Here is a 14,068-nt window from a genome sequence, read left to right as displayed (position 1 = left end):
AGCCGAGGGGCACGGCGGCCCGACGGCTCAGGAGCTCTGGGGGGCGGTGCGCGGGACGGCCACCGTCACGCGGAGCCCGTGCGGCGGGTTCTTCTCGTAGGAGAGGGATCCGCCGCCCGCGGCGAGCAGGGCACGGGAGATCGACAGGCCGAGTCCGGAGCCCTTGATGTTCTGGTGGCGGCCGCTGCGCCAGAACCGGTCGCCGACGCGCAGCAGCTCGTCCTCGGTGAGGCCGGGGCCCCGGTCGGCGACGACCACACGGACGGAGCGCCCCGCGGTGGAGACCGACACTTCCACTTCCTCACCCGTGGGGGTGAACTTCAGCGCGTTGTCGATGACGGCGTCGAGCGCACTGGACAGGGCGATGGGGTCGGCCCAGCCGGTGACGGCGGTGCGGCCCGTCTCGGTGAGCCGTACGCCCTTCTCCTCGGCGTACGGGCGCCACGAGGCGACCCGCTCGGCCGCGAGTGCACCGATGTCGGTGAGGCTGATCTCGGCGGAGGCGTGCTCGGCCAGCGCCAGGTCCAGCAGGTCGTCCAGGACCTGGGTCAGGCGCTTGCCCTCGGTGCGCACGGAGGCGATCTCCGCGTTCCCCTCGGGCAGTTCCAGGGCGAGCAGCTCGATCCGCAGGAGCAGTGCCGCGAGCGGGTTGCGCAGCTGGTGGGAGGCGTCGGCGACGAACGCGCGCTGCTGTTCCAGGACCTCTTCGACGTTGTCGGCCATCTCGTTGAACGAGTGGGCGAGGCGTTGGAGTTCCGGGGGGCCGCCGGCGGCCGCGACGCGCGAGTTCATCCGTCCGGTGGCGATGCCGTGGGCGGCGGCGTCCAGGGTCTGGACGGGCTTGAGCACCCAGCTGGTGAGCCTGAGGGCGGCGCCGAAGGCGACCAGCATGGCGGCGGCGAGGCCGCCCGCGATGAGCAGCCAGCCCTGCAGGATCCGGGCGCGCATCTGGTCGGTCGGCGATTCGGTGGCGACGACCGCGACCACGTCGCCGTTGAGGACGACCGGGGAGATGACGAGGAGCTTGCCGTCGGTCTGCCACGGCCACACCTGCGGCGGGTCGTGGCTGCGCCTTCCGGCCAGCGCCTCCTTGAGGGCCAGCTTCCCCTCACGCGTGTCCGGGAGCTGCCACCAGCCGGGGGACCGGGCGAGGGCGTTGTAGTCGCGGTGGAAGATGCCGGCGCGGATCCCGTACAGGGTCTGGTAGCGGGCGAGTTCGAGCCCGAGCGCGGTGCGGCGCTCGTCGGCGCCGGTGGATCCGGAGCCCTCGGCGTCGATGAAGAACTGCGCGAGGGCGGCGAAGCGGGCGCTGTCGTCGATCCGGTCGACGACCACCTTCTGCTGCTGCCCGGCGGCCAGGCTCACCGCGAGCGGAAAACCGAGGGCGAGCAGCGTGCCCGCCATCAGGATGACGAGCAGCGGGAGCAGACGGGCACGCACGACAGAGGACCGCTAGGGAGCGCCCGGGGCGACGAGCCGGTAGCCCACCCCTCGGACGGTCTCGATGAGGGCGGGCATGCGCAGCTTGGAACGCAGGGAGGCGACGTGGACCTCCAGGGTGCGTCCGGTCCCCTCCCAGCTGGTGCGCCACACCTCGCTGATGATCTGCTCGCGGCGGAAGACGACGCCGGGCCGCTGCGCGAGCAGGGCGAGCAGGTCGAACTCCTTGCGGGTGAGCGGTACGTCGGCGCCGTCCACGCTGACCCGGCGGTTGGGCAGCTCGATGCTGACGGTGCCGAGCCGGACGGTGGCGGGCGTGCCGGTTCCGGCGATGGCCTCCTCGGCGGCGCCGGTGCGCCGGGCGACGGCGTGGATGCGGGCGAGGAGCTCACCGGTGTCGTACGGCTTGGTCACGTAGTCGTCGGCGCCCATGTTCAGGCCGTGGATGCGCGAGCGCACGTCGGCCCGCGCGGTCACCATGATCACGGGCGTGGCGGTGCGCTTGCGGATCTTGCCGCACACCTCGTAGCCGTCCTGGTCGGGCAGACCGAGATCGAGCAGGATCACGCCGTAGGGCTGGGGGCAGGTCGCGGCGCCGGCGGGCAGGAGTGCCTGCAGGGCCTCTTCGCCGTTGCGGGCATGGGTGACCTGGAAGCCGTGGCGGGCGAGGATCGCCGACAGGGCCGCCGCGACGTGATCGTCGTCCTCGACGAGCAGCAGTCTCATGTCGTCCCCCTCTCCTCTTTTTCTCGCTCGGGCCTCTCCAGGCATGGTCACACGCGTCCACCATGCATCCACGCCGATGCGGAGTCCCACGTCAAGGGGGTCCCGCTCCGGCGCGCCTTCCGTTATGCACCCGGTACGCGGACATGATCGACCACGCCGGGACCGCGCACGGAGCGTATCCGGAAGAGGCCGGATCGTTATCCTCAATTCTCCCTCAGATGTGATGACGTTGTGCGCGTCACGTCACTACTGTCCTCCCAACCGAGGAGGACGGAGCAAGAAGCCGATGAGCGGAGTATCAGTGACCAAGGACGTGCAGGACGCGGCCGGTGCCGCAGACGACCTGGTCGTACTGAGCAACGTCAACAAGCACTTCGGCGCGCTGCACGTGCTTCAGGACATCGATCTGAGCATTGCCCGCGGTGAGGTAGTCGTGGTGATCGGTCCCTCGGGATCGGGCAAGTCCACACTGTGCCGGACCATCAACCGGCTGGAGACGATCGACTCGGGCACCATCACGCTCGACGGCAAGGAGCTGCCCTCCGAGGGCAAGGAACTTGCCAGGCTGCGTGCCGACGTCGGGATGGTCTTCCAGTCGTTCAACCTCTTCGCGCACAAGACGGTGCTGCAGAACGTCATGCTGGGCCAGCTCAAGGTCCGCAAGACCAACCAGGCCGAGGCCCACGAGAAGGCGGTGGCCCTGCTGGAGCGGGTGGGCGTCGGCTCGCAGGCCGACAAGTACCCGGCGCAGCTCTCCGGTGGCCAGCAGCAGCGCGTGGCCATCGCCCGGGCGCTGGCCATGGAGCCGAAGGTGATGCTCTTCGACGAGCCGACCTCGGCGCTGGACCCGGAGATGATCAACGAGGTGCTGGAGGTCATGCAGCAGCTCGCCCGCGAGGGGATGACCATGGTGGTCGTCACGCACGAGATGGGCTTCGCCCGCTCGGCGGCCAACCGGGTCGTCTTCATGGCCGACGGCAAGATCGTCGAAGAGGCCACACCCGAGCAGTTCTTCAGCAACCCGCGCAGTGACCGCGCCAAGGACTTCCTGTCGAAGATCCTGCATCACTGAGGTTCACGTCTGGTAGTCATCCGTATGCGGATCACCGCCGGATCGTTCCTGTCGGCCGTGCGTGCGCCGTAAGCGTCGCTCGTCGTTCAACAACGTCTCATCCGAGGGAAGTTCATCATGAAGATCTCCAAGGCCGCTGCGGCCGCGGCCGTCGCCGTCGCCCTTTCCCTGACCGCGACCGCCTGTGGCGGCAGCAAGCAGGACGCCGCCAGTGACGGCGGTGCGTCCGGTGGCGCGAAGGACAAGATCGTCGTCGGCATCAAGTACGACCAGCCCGGTCTGGGCCTGAAGACCCCGGACGGCAAGTACACCGGCTTCGACGTCGACGTCGCGACCTACGTCGCCAAGGAGCTCGGCTACGAGCCGAACCAGATCGAGTTCAAGCAGGCCGTCAGCGCCGAGCGCGAGAACCTGATCGCGAACGGCGACGTGAAGTTCGTCGTCGCGACGTACTCGATCAACGACAAGCGCAAGGAGAAGGTCGACTTCGCCGGCCCGTACTTCCTCGCGCACCAGGACCTGCTGGTCCGTGCCGACGACACGAGCATCACCAAGGCCGAGGACCTGAACAAGAAGAAGCTCTGCTCGGTCACCGGCTCGACGTCGGCGCAGAACGTCAAGACCAAGCTGGCCCCCGAGGCCGACCTGCTGGAGCAGGGTGGCTACTCCGAGTGCCTGACCGGCCTGGAGAACAAGGCCGTGGACGCGCTGACCACGGACAACTCGATCCTGGCGGGCTACGCGGCCCAGGAGAAGAACAAGGGCAAGTTCAAGCTGGTCGGGCTGAGCCTGAGCAACGAGAACTACGGCATCGGTCTGAAGAAGGGCGACAAGGAGCTCCAGACCAAGATCAACGCCGCGCTCAAGAAGATGGTCGAGGACGGCAGCTGGCAGAAGGCCGTGGACAAGAACCTCGGTCCGGCCAACTTCAAGAGCGAGCCTGCCCCGCAGATCACCGAAGGCAGCTGATTCATCGGTGAGGAGCATCGCCGCCCGCCTGCCGCGGGCGGCGGCGCACCTCACCGGCCATCCTGGGGAGAGCGCAGGGCATCGTGTTCGATTTTCTTGATTCCGGGCAGTACGACGTGCTCGGAGCCTTCTGGGTGACGGTTCAGCTCACCCTCTACTCGGCGGCCGGATCCCTGATCTGGGGCACCGCCCTGGCGGGGATGCGGGTCAGCCCCGTCCCGCTGCTGCGGGGCTTCGGTACCGCGTACGTCAACCTGGTGCGCAACACCCCGCTGACCTTGCTGGTCATCGGCTGCTCACTGGGTCTCAGCCAGACCCTCAAAATCAACCTGGGCGGCGACAGCTTCAAGGAGATCGGCTTCCGGCTCGCGGTCCTCGGACTGATCGCCTACACCGGCACCTTCGTCTGCGAGGCCCTGCGCTCCGGTATCAACACCGTGCCCGTCGGCCAGGCCGAGGCGGCCCGCGCACTGGGGCTGAGCTTCTTCCAGGTGCTCACCCTGATCGTGCTCCCCCAGGCCTTCCGGGCGGTCATCGCACCGCTCGCCAACGTACTGATCGCGCTCACCAAGAACACCACGGTGGCGGCGACCATCGGCGTGGCCGAGGCGGCCCTGCTGATGAAGGAAATGCTCGAGAACGAGGCGCAGGCGGTCTTCGCGGTCTTCGCGGTCTTCGCCCTCGGTTTCGTCCTGCTGACCCTGCCCACCGGTCTCCTGCTGGGCTGGGTCGCCAAGCGAGTGGCGGTGAAGCGATGACCTCCGTGCTGTACGACGCCCCCGGCCCCAAGGCCAAGGCGCGCAACTGGATCTACAGCGGGATCTTCATCGTCCTGTTCGGGCTCGTCATGTGGTGGGCTCTGTCCCTCATGGCGGAGAACGGTCAGCTCGAGGCCGACAAGTGGACCCCGTTCGTCACCGACAGCCGGGTGTGGACCACGTACCTGATCCCCGGCCTGATCGAGACCCTCAAGGCCGGGGCGCTCTCCATGGTGATCGCCCTTCCGCTGGGCGCGCTGCTGGGCATCGGCCGGCTGTCGGACCACGCCTGGGTGCGGGGTTCGGTCGGCGCGTGGGTCGAGTTCTTCCGTGCCATCCCGGTGCTGATGCTGATGCTGTTCAGCAGTGCGCTGTACGCACCCCAGCTCATGGACGTCCCCTCCGACACCCGGCCCTTCTGGGCCGTGGTCACGGGCCTGGTCCTCTACAACTCGGCCGTCATCGCCGAGATCGTCCGGGCCGGTGTGCTCTCCCTGCCCCGCGGCCAGACCGACGCGGCCAAGGCGATCGGCATGCGCAAGGGGCAGACCATGTTCCACGTGCTGATCCCGCAGGCCGTCACCGCGATGCTGCCGGCCCTGGTCAGCCAGCTCGTGGTGATCCTCAAGGACACCGCGCTCGGTGGCGCCCTGCTGGGCTTCGCGGAGCTGCTCTCCATGAACCGGCAGATCTCGGCCAACTACAGCAACACCATCGCCACGCTCGTCGTGATCGCACTGATCTACATCGTCGTGAACTTCGGCCTCACCACCTTCGCCTCCCAGCTCGAGGGCCGACTGCGGAAGTCGAAGAAGAGCACCGGCGCGGTGCTCGGCACGGACGAGATCGACGACCCGATCCCCGGGGCGAACACCGCGGCCGGAGCCTGATGCCGGAGCCCCTTCGGACGGCCCCCCGGGTCTGACATACGGTCAGTCATAGTGCGTAACCTTTGTGGTGCGGCGGATCTCATCCGCCGCACCACACGGCGTTGTACGGACCGGTGTCACTTGACGCGGGCACCTACAGTGGGTTGCATACGTTCTGTGATCACATACCGGACATCGGGAGCCGCGCCATGGACCCGGTGATCGTCCTCGGCGCGGGGCCCGTCGGGCTGTCCCTCTCGCTCGCCCTGGCGGGCGCGGGCGTGCCCTCCGTCGTGCTCGACGAAGGGCCCGGCAAGGAGGAGGTCCGCCCGGCCCGTACCGTCGTCCTGCACTCCGACACCGCGGCCATGGTGCACCGGCTGGGCTGTTCGACGCTGCGCGACGAGGGGGCGTACTTCGCCGCCTGGCGCACCATGCGCCGGAGCCGGCCCGACCGGCGGATCACCTTCGAGGAGCACCCGGCCCCGCTGCACCTGCCGCAGCACGCGCTCACGCGCGGACTGCGCGACGCCGCCGCGGCGCACCCGCTCGTGCGGCTGGTCACCGACAGCAGACTGGACACCGTGGAGCAGGACGGCCGGGGTGTCACCGCACACACCCGGGGCGCCGAAACCACTTGGTGGCGCGGGAGTTACCTGGTCGGCTGCGACGGCGCCCGCTCCACCGTGCGCAAACTGCTCGGCATCCGCTTCCCGGGCCGCACCGCCGTGGAACGGCACGCCGTGGCCGCGCTGCGCACCGAACTGCCCTGGCCCGGCGAGGCCTTGCTGCACCGCAACCCGCCGCAGGAGGTCACCTCCCGGCCGCTGCCCGACGGGGTGTGGCGGCTGGACTGGCTGCTCCCGGCCCGCGGGGAGCTGGTGACCCCCGACGCGCTGGTGACCCTGATCCGCAACACCCTCGCCGTGTGGTGCGGCGGCACGACACCCCCGTACGACCTCATCGACACCGGGGTCCACACCCTGCACCACCGCCTCGCCCGGCGCTGGCGCGACGGCCGCGCCTTCCTCGCCGGTGACGCCGCGCACCTGCTGGGCGCGCTCGGCACCCAGGGGGTCGAGGAAGGGCTCCGGGACGCCGAGAACCTCGCGTGGAAGCTCTCCCTGGCCTGGCACCAAGGGGCCTCCGAGGCCCTGCTCGACAGCTACGAGGACGAGCGGCGCACCGCGGTCGCCTCCCGGCTGCGCGCGGCAGATCAGGCGATGCCGACGCTGCGGGCGGGCGGCGGTCTGCGCACCTACCTGCCCGGCGCCGCGCGTTCCGCCGAGTCCCTGCTCACCGACGGCCATCTGGGACGGGGACCGCTGGGCGCGGAGCCCACGTACGCCCCGCCGGTCGCGGTGCGCGAGGTGCCGACGGCCACGGAGCCGGGCGGTCCAGTGGCGAACGTCCCGGTGACCGCGCCCGACGGGTCCACCGTCCCGCTGCGGGACCTGCTGGGGCAGGGCCGGCTGCTGGTGGTGCTGGTCGCTCCGGGCACCGGGGTCTGGGACCGGCGCCACTGGCTCGGCGCCGGGCTGATGCCCCGACTCGCGGCGGCCGTGAGCGCGCTGCCGGTCCGTACCGATCTGCTCGTCGCCGACAGCTACCCGGGGGCCCCGGCGCACACCGTGCTGCTCGTCCGGCCGGACGGGCACCTGGCGGCGACCTTCGCGGGGGTCCGCCCGGCCGAGCTGTACGAGGCGGCGGACTCGGTCCGGGCGGGCGCGCCCGCGTCCCGGGTGCCGACGCCGTCCACGACGACACCGACCGCGGCGCCCTCTTCGGCGCCGGCACCGACCGTGGTGATCGATTGACCGTCTCCGGGACTCCGTGGTTCACTCGCGGAATGACCGGCAACGACGTACGCCTGTGGCGGAGGGTCCATATGGACCTGCTCCGCTACGCGGGCTGCGTGTGTCGCCCTTCCTGCTGATTCGCCCTTCCCCTCGCGCGCCCCGTGCCGTCCACCGGCCTGCGCGCACCTCCGCGAACCCAGGAACGGTCTCCTTACATGTCTGTATCCGTATCCGCGCCCGCGCACGCCCCTGAGCACGTGCCCGCCGGGGGCCCCACGGCCGCCGAACTCCTCGACTTCGCACTGCGCACCGCCGCCGACCCCGCGATCGTGGCCTCGCTGCCGCTCGACCCCGAGGGCCGCACCTGGATCCGGCTGGACGGGCCGGGCGGCAGCGAGGCCTGGCTGATCGGCTGGCCGCCGGGCACCGGTACCGGCTGGCACGACCACGCCGAATCCCGGGGCGCGTTCGCCACCGCCCGGGGCCGGCTCACCGAACACTCGCTGACCGTGCGCCTGCCGTCGGAGGGCTGGAAGTCCCTGGAGCTGGCACCGGACGTCGACCGCCGCCGCTCGCTGACCGCGGGCTCGGGCCGGGCCTTCCGCGAACACCATGTGCACGAGGTCCTCAACGAGTCCCCGGACGAGCACGCCGTCTCCGTGCACGCCTACTACCCGCCGCTCCCGCTGATCCGCCGCTACAGCCGCAGCGGCCCGGTCCTCAGCCTGGAGCACGTCGAGCGTCCGGCGGACTGGCAGTGAGCGCGCCGGTCGGCATCGACGAGCTGCTGGAACGGATCCGTGCGCGCTACACCCGCGTGGACGCGCAGGAGGCGTACGCCGCCTCGCGCGCCGGGGCGCTCCTGGTGGACATCCGCTACCAGGCCCTGCGCGAACGGGACGGGCTGATCCCGGGCGCGCTGGTGGTCGAGCGCAACGAGCTGGAGTGGCGCCTGGACCCGCAGGGCAGCCACCGCCTTCCGGAGGCCACGAGTCACGGCCTCCAGGTGGTGGTGATCTGCAACGAGGGCTACGCCTCCAGCCTCGCCGCGGCCTCCCTCCACGCCCTGGGCCTGGCCCGCGCCACGGACCTGACGGGCGGTTTCCAGGCGTGGAGGTCGGCGGGCCTCCCCGTCACCCCCACCGGTTCCGGCCCTCTCGGCGTTTAGGCACCCCCTCAGCCCCGCCGGCGTTTGAGGCGCTCTTCCAGCCCCGCCGGCGTTTGAGGCGCGGGGGTCCGGGGGCAGCGCCCCCGGCAACGGCGCCGCACGTGCGACGGCTCCGGGACCGCACCGCTCGGGCGGTACGGTCCCGGGGGCCGGATCCCCGTACGGGGCTACCCCTTCGCCGTGGCGACAGCCACCGGCGCCACCCGCAACGCCACCCGCCCCGGGAGGGAAGTGCCCGCCAGGGCCAGCACCCCGGCGACCCCCACCACCACCGCGTACGCGACCGGCAGCACCGCGGGCGCGGCCGCCCCCGTCATGCCCACGCTGAACGCGGTCAGTACCGCCAGCGCGATCCCCGAGCCCAGCGCCGTCCCGATCAGGACCACCGCCAGCGCCTCCGTACGCAGCATCCGCAGCACCTGCCGACGCTTCGCCCCGGCCAGCCGCAGCATCGCGAACTCCCGGAACCGCTCGGCGGTCGACATCGCGAGGGTGTTCACCACCGCGATCGCGGTGAAGGCCAGTACGAGCCCCATCGCCAGCAGGTTGACCTCCGCTCCTGCCTCCTGCCGCTGAGCCCGCGCCGCGTCGGCGTCCGCCGCCGTCAGCACCCGTACGCCCGGGAATGCCGCCAGCGCCGTGGCCAGTTGCTCCCGGCTCGTGCCCGAGCCCGGCTCCGCCGCCACCAGCACACTGCTCGCCAGCGGGTTGTCCATGTGCGCGGCCACCAGTGGGTGCGGCAGCGTCAGGTCCCCGAAGCCCAGCCCCCGCGCGTACACGGCCGAGACCGTCAGCGTGACCGGGGTGCCGTCCCCCAGCGTCAGCCTCAGCGGGCTCCCGGGCTTCAGCCCCAGCTGATCGGCGGCCAGTTCGCTCACCGCCGCACTCCCCTCGCCGAAGCCGTCCAGGCTGCCTCCGGTGACCCCCGGGTCCCAGGTCCGGGCCAGTCCGGCCGGGGTCACGCCCTGCGCGGCGTACTTCGTCAGGCCCACCCGTACCGAGGTGTGCACGATCTCGGTGGCCGCCGCGACCCCCGGGGTACGCCGGACCCGCTCGGCAGCCTCCGGTGTGACGCCGGGACCCTGGGCGGCCAGCACCCACGGGGCCCGGATCCCGTCGCGGGCCTGGGCCCGGGCGGCGTCCCCGAGCGTCGGGGTGATGAAGAGCACGGTGCAGGTCATGCCGATCAGCAGCGCGATCGGGGTGACGGCGGAGGCCATCCGCGTGGCGTTCCCGCGCAGGTTGGCGGTGGCCAGGTGGCCGCCCGGGCCCGCCAGGCGGAGCGGGCCGGCGAGCAGCGCGGTGGCGCCCCTGACAAGCAGCGGGCCGAGCAGCGAGACCGCCCCGGCCAGTACCACCACGGCGAGGAAGGTGACCGGGGTGGAGGCCGGCTCGGTGCGCAGCGAGCCGAGCACGACGACCAGCACCGCCCCGCCGGCCAGCATCAGCACGCCGAGCACGCTGCGGATCCAGCGGGGCCGGGCCCGCTCGACGGCGGCTTCGGCGAGGGCCTCGGCCGGACGGATCCGGGCGATCCGCCGCCCGGTGATCCGCGCGGCGGCCCAGGCTCCGAACAGGCCGGTGGCGACTGCGGCGAACATCGGGAAGATGCCGGCGGTGCGCTCCAGGGTGACGGGGACGACCCCGCTGTCGACGAACCGGCCGTGCAGCCGGGCGGCGAGCGGCAGCCCGGCGAGCGCCCCGCAGACCCCGGCGGCCAGGCCGACGAGCAGCGCCTCCCGGCCGATCATGCGGCGCAGTTGACGGGGGGTGGCGGCGATGGCCCGCAGCAGGGCGAGTTCGCGGTGGCGCTGCTGGATGCCGAGCGCGAAGGTGCCGACGACGACGAGGACCGCGACGAGCAGGGAGGTGCCGCCCATGGCTCCGCCCATGGAGACCAGCTTGATGCGGGCGTCGGCTGCGCCGGGGAACTCGACGGGGCCGCGCTCGTCGCCCGTGGCGACCTGTGCGGTGGTGCCCTTCAGTGCCTGCTCGACCCTGGTGGCGAGTTCGGCGGCGCCGACGCCGGGTGCGGGCAGCACTCCGATGGCGCTGACCCGGCCGTCGCGGGAGGCGAGCCTGTGGGCCTCGTCGTCGCTGAAGAAGAGAGCGCTCTGGTGGGCGAGGTCGCCGCGGGTCGTCGTCGCGATGCCGCTGACCCGGTACGTCCTGGGTTCGCCGGTGGACTGCACGGTGAGTCCGGATCCGGGGGCCAGGCCGGCGCGGGCGGCCAGCGCACGGTCGACGACGACCTCGTCACCGCTGCGGGGGGCGCGGCCCTCGGCGAGGGTGAAGGGCGTCAGTGCGGCGGAGGTCCAGGCGTGCCCGTACGAGGGCTTGGGTGCACCGGGGGCCTTGACCAGCGGGACGGCCTGGAAGGTGAGCTCGGGGACGGCCTGCCCGACGCCGGGCACGGCCCGGACGGTGTCCACGGTGGCGGCCGGCAGCCAGGCCCGCTCGGCGACGGGCTTGGCCTTGTGCTTGGTCTTGGTTTTGCCCTTCTTCTCCTTGACCGTCGTCTCGTGGACGTTCCGGTCGGCGGAGACGAGGACCGGCGTGGCCGCGTAGCGCTCGGTGCCGATCCTTCCGCGGAGTCCCGTTTCCAGGAGGGTCCCGCAGGCGGTGACGAGGGCGGCCGCGCACAGCAGCGCGACGAAGGCGCCGAGGAAACCGGCCTTGCGGTCCCTGACGGTCTGAAGGGCGTAACGCAGCATCATGCGGGCAACTCTGCCGCCGTGCCGGGCGCCTGGCATTGGCGTGTCCCGGCGTCCGGTCCCGGGGGCTACCCCCACCCCGGGCCCACCGGCTCACTCCCCCGCAAACCCCAGGTCGTCGGCGTCCTCGCCCTCCGTCTCCAGCGCGCGGCGCACCACTCGCAGGGCCATGCCCTCCGGGTATCCCTTGCGCGCCAGCATCCCGGCGAGGCGACGGATCCGCTTGTCCCGCTCCAGGCCCCGGGTGGAGCGGAGCTTGCGCTCCACGAGCTCCCGGGCGGTCTGCTCCTCCTGGTCGGAGTCCAGCAGCTCCAGGGCCTCTTCCACGAGGGTGGCGTGCACCCCCTTGGTACGGAGCTCCTGGGCCAGTGCCCGACGGGCCAGGCCCCGGCCGCGGTGGCGGGACTCGACCCAGGCTCCGGCGAAGGCCGCGTCGTCGATCAGGCCCACTTCCTCGTACCGGGAGAGGACCTGCTGCGACACCTCCTCGGGGATGCCCCGCTTGTGCAGGGCGTCCGCGAGCTGGCGCCGGGTGCGCGGGCTGCCGGTGAGCAGGCGCAGACAGATCGCCCGCGCCTGCTCCTCGGGGCTCTGGGGCGGCAGCTCCGGACGGCCCTCACGGCCACCCCGGCGCTCGCCGCCCCCTTCCTGCTCGCGCACGGGTCAGCTCTTGGCCACGGCGGCCTTGGCCGTCGTCTTGGCCTTCGATGCCGGGGCGGGCACGGCGGTGGCCGCGGCGTCGGCCGTGTCGGCACCGGCCTCGGCGGCGGCGTCCTTGCGGACACCCACGCCCAGCTTCTCCTTGATCTTCCGCTCGATCTCGTTGGCGAGGTCGGGGTTGTCCTTCAGGAAGTTACGGGCGTTCTCCTTGCCCTGGCCGAGCTGGTCGCCCTCGTAGGTGTACCAGGCGCCGGCCTTGCGCACGAAGCCGTGCTCCACGCCCATGTCGATCAGGCCGCCCTCGCGGCTGATGCCCTGGCCGTAGAGGATGTCGAACTCGGCCTGCTTGAACGGCGGCGCGACCTTGTTCTTGACGACCTTGACGCGGGTGCGGTTACCGACCGCGTCCGTGCCGTCCTTGAGGGTCTCGATGCGACGGATGTCGAGGCGCACGGAGGCGTAGAACTTCAGCGCGCGACCACCGGTGGTGGTCTCCGGCGAGCCGAACATCACACCGATCTTCTCGCGGAGCTGGTTGATGAAGATCGCGGTGGTCTTGGACTGGTTGAGCGCACCGGTGATCTTCCGGAGGGCCTGGCTCATCAGTCGGGCCTGGAGACCCACGTGCGAGTCGCCCATCTCACCCTCGATCTCCGCGCGCGGCACGAGCGCCGCCACGGAGTCGATGACGATCAGGTCGAGGGCACCGGAGCGGACCAGCATGTCCACGATCTCCAGCGCCTGCTCGCCGGTGTCCGGCTGCGACAGGATGAGGTTGTCGGTGTCGACGCCGAGGGCCTTGGCGTACTCGGGGTCGAGCGCGTGCTCGGCGTCCACGAAGGCGACGGTGCCGCCGGCCTTCTGTGCGTTGGCCACGGCGTGCAGGGTCAGGGTCGTCTTACCGGAGGACTCCGGGCCGTACACCTCGATCACACGGCCGCGGGGCAGCCCGCCGACGCCGAGGGCGATGTCCAGCGCGGTCGACCCGGTGGGGATGACCTCGATGGGGTCGTTCGGCTTGTCGCCGAGGCGCATGACCGCACCCTTGCCGAATTGCCGTTCAATCTGTGCGAGCGCGGCGTCGAGAGCCTTCTCGCGGTCGGTGCCTGCCATGGGTTCCACCCGGTTTGCTTGAGTCGATCGCTTCACGTCACTGACGCTAATGCCTGCCACTGACAATGCGCCTCCACGAGCGTTTCGGCTGTGGATAACTCATCAGAATGGATGTTCGATTTCCCTGTCAAGCGCGCCACGCCCACCCCTCCCCCACCTGCACCGACGCGCCCGGGTCGCGGTCGTGGTGGGCGGCCTGCCGCCCACCACGGACATCAGGCCGTGTGCCGGTGCAGCGCGATGAGGTGGTGACGGTCACGGTGCGGGGCGGGCTCGTCACGTCCCGGAAGGGCGAAGACGGCGCAGACCTCGGCGGGCAGGGTGAGGATGCTCGATTGCCCGTCGAAGGTGAGGTCGCCGTTGACCGCGTGCCGGCAGCCCGCGCGGTCCAGGGCGGCGATCAGCTCCTCGCGCAGGACGGTGGCATCGAGGGTCTCGGAACCGGGTAGGACGAGCGGCGGGAGCCCGGCGGCCGAACCCGGCCGGAGGCTGATCCAGATGCCGCTCACGGCCCGCCGGGTGACCACCAGTCGCAGCCCGCCCCACGTGTAGAAGTAGCCGTCGACATCGGGCCCCTTCATGAGATGGGCCGGATGCGGGCGGCCCGGGCCGAGGAGGTCTTCGGCCTCGGCCAGGGACATCCCGCAGGTGAGCGGCCCGATGCGGCCGGTGCGGGAGAAGTCGACGAGTAGGTCCATCAAGGTCACGACGGGACTGTGGCACCCTCCCGGCCGGGCCCGCACCCCGATATCGGCGCCGGCGCCCGGCCCCCGTCGACGG

The 14,068-nt window shown here is 71.6% G+C and carries 14 protein-coding genes; 8 read left to right on the top strand and 6 right to left on the bottom strand.

What is annotated here, in order from left to right; all coding sequences use genetic code 11:
* Positions 1–27: 27 nt before the first annotated feature.
* Together OG444_RS28110 and OG444_RS28105 are read right to left on the bottom strand one after the other, a co-directional pair.
* Complete coding sequence (locus OG444_RS28110; protein ID WP_327264781.1) at positions 28–1,440, bottom strand: sensor histidine kinase; 1,413 nt, start codon at positions 1,438–1,440, stop codon at positions 28–30.
* A 12-nt stretch (positions 1,441–1,452) separates the two neighbouring features.
* Positions 1,453–2,166 carry a response regulator transcription factor gene (locus OG444_RS28105; protein ID WP_327264780.1) on the bottom strand — a complete coding sequence of 238 codons (714 nt, stop codon included), beginning with the start codon at positions 2,164–2,166 and terminating at the stop codon, positions 1,453–1,455.
* Between the two features lie 286 nt (positions 2,167–2,452).
* Between OG444_RS28105 and OG444_RS28100 the strand changes: the two genes are divergently transcribed.
* From OG444_RS28100 to OG444_RS28070, 8 genes are all read left to right on the top strand, one after another.
* Positions 2,453–3,238, top strand: a complete 786-nt coding sequence (locus OG444_RS28100) for an amino acid ABC transporter ATP-binding protein (protein ID WP_327264779.1) — start codon at positions 2,453–2,455, stop codon at positions 3,236–3,238.
* Positions 3,239–3,355: 117 nt separating this feature from the next.
* Positions 3,356–4,207, top strand: a complete 852-nt coding sequence (locus OG444_RS28095) for a glutamate ABC transporter substrate-binding protein (RefSeq protein WP_327264778.1) — start codon at positions 3,356–3,358, stop codon at positions 4,205–4,207.
* Between the two features lie 83 nt (positions 4,208–4,290).
* Positions 4,291–4,965 carry an amino acid ABC transporter permease gene (locus OG444_RS28090; protein WP_327264777.1) on the top strand — a complete coding sequence of 225 codons (675 nt, stop codon included), beginning with the start codon at positions 4,291–4,293 and terminating at the stop codon, positions 4,963–4,965.
* Positions 4,962–5,855 (top strand): amino acid ABC transporter permease, encoded by an 894-nt coding sequence (locus tag OG444_RS28085; protein ID WP_327264776.1) that lies wholly within the window; start codon positions 4,962–4,964, stop codon positions 5,853–5,855. The genes OG444_RS28090 and OG444_RS28085 overlap by 4 nt, the downstream gene beginning before the upstream one ends.
* A 188-nt stretch (positions 5,856–6,043) precedes the next feature.
* On the top strand, positions 6,044–7,651 hold the full coding sequence (locus tag OG444_RS28080; RefSeq protein ID WP_327264775.1) for an FAD-dependent monooxygenase: 1,608 nt from the start codon (positions 6,044–6,046) through the stop codon (positions 7,649–7,651).
* 32 nt (positions 7,652–7,683) lie between these two features.
* Positions 7,684–7,770: a putative leader peptide gene (locus OG444_RS40805; protein WP_311318651.1), complete on the top strand. Its 87-nt coding sequence runs from the start codon at positions 7,684–7,686 to the stop codon at positions 7,768–7,770.
* Positions 7,771–7,848: 78 nt separating this feature from the next.
* On the top strand, positions 7,849–8,394 hold the full coding sequence (locus OG444_RS28075; RefSeq protein WP_327264774.1) for a cysteine dioxygenase: 546 nt from the start codon (positions 7,849–7,851) through the stop codon (positions 8,392–8,394).
* Positions 8,391–8,801, top strand: coding sequence for a rhodanese-like domain-containing protein (locus OG444_RS28070; protein ID WP_327264773.1), 411 nt, complete (start codon positions 8,391–8,393; stop codon positions 8,799–8,801). The genes OG444_RS28075 and OG444_RS28070 overlap by 4 nt, the downstream gene beginning before the upstream one ends.
* A 167-nt stretch (positions 8,802–8,968) precedes the next feature.
* On the opposite strand, the gene OG444_RS28065 is transcribed toward OG444_RS28070, so the two are convergent.
* The 4 genes from OG444_RS28065 to OG444_RS28050 form a co-directional block, all read right to left on the bottom strand.
* Positions 8,969–11,518, bottom strand: a complete 2,550-nt coding sequence (locus OG444_RS28065) for an ABC transporter permease (RefSeq protein ID WP_327264772.1) — start codon at positions 11,516–11,518, stop codon at positions 8,969–8,971.
* A 90-nt stretch (positions 11,519–11,608) separates the two neighbouring features.
* Positions 11,609–12,175, bottom strand: coding sequence for a recombination regulator RecX (recX, locus tag OG444_RS28060; RefSeq protein WP_327264771.1), 567 nt, complete (start codon positions 12,173–12,175; stop codon positions 11,609–11,611).
* Positions 12,176–12,178: 3 nt separating this feature from the next.
* Positions 12,179–13,288 (bottom strand): recombinase RecA, encoded by a 1,110-nt coding sequence (gene recA / locus OG444_RS28055; protein ID WP_327264770.1) that lies wholly within the window; start codon positions 13,286–13,288, stop codon positions 12,179–12,181.
* 215 nt (positions 13,289–13,503) lie between these two features.
* A complete protein-coding gene (locus OG444_RS28050; RefSeq protein ID WP_327266959.1) occupies positions 13,504–13,986 on the bottom strand; it encodes a hypothetical protein in 483 nt (160 codons plus the stop codon).
* Between the last annotated feature and the right edge of the window lie 82 nt (positions 13,987–14,068).

This window comes from Streptomyces sp. NBC_01232 (assembly GCF_035989885.1).
Classification (GTDB): domain Bacteria; phylum Actinomycetota; class Actinomycetes; order Streptomycetales; family Streptomycetaceae; genus Streptomyces.
The sequence above is the reverse complement of the archived record's forward strand: the minus strand, read 5'-3'. Positions and strand labels throughout refer to the sequence as shown.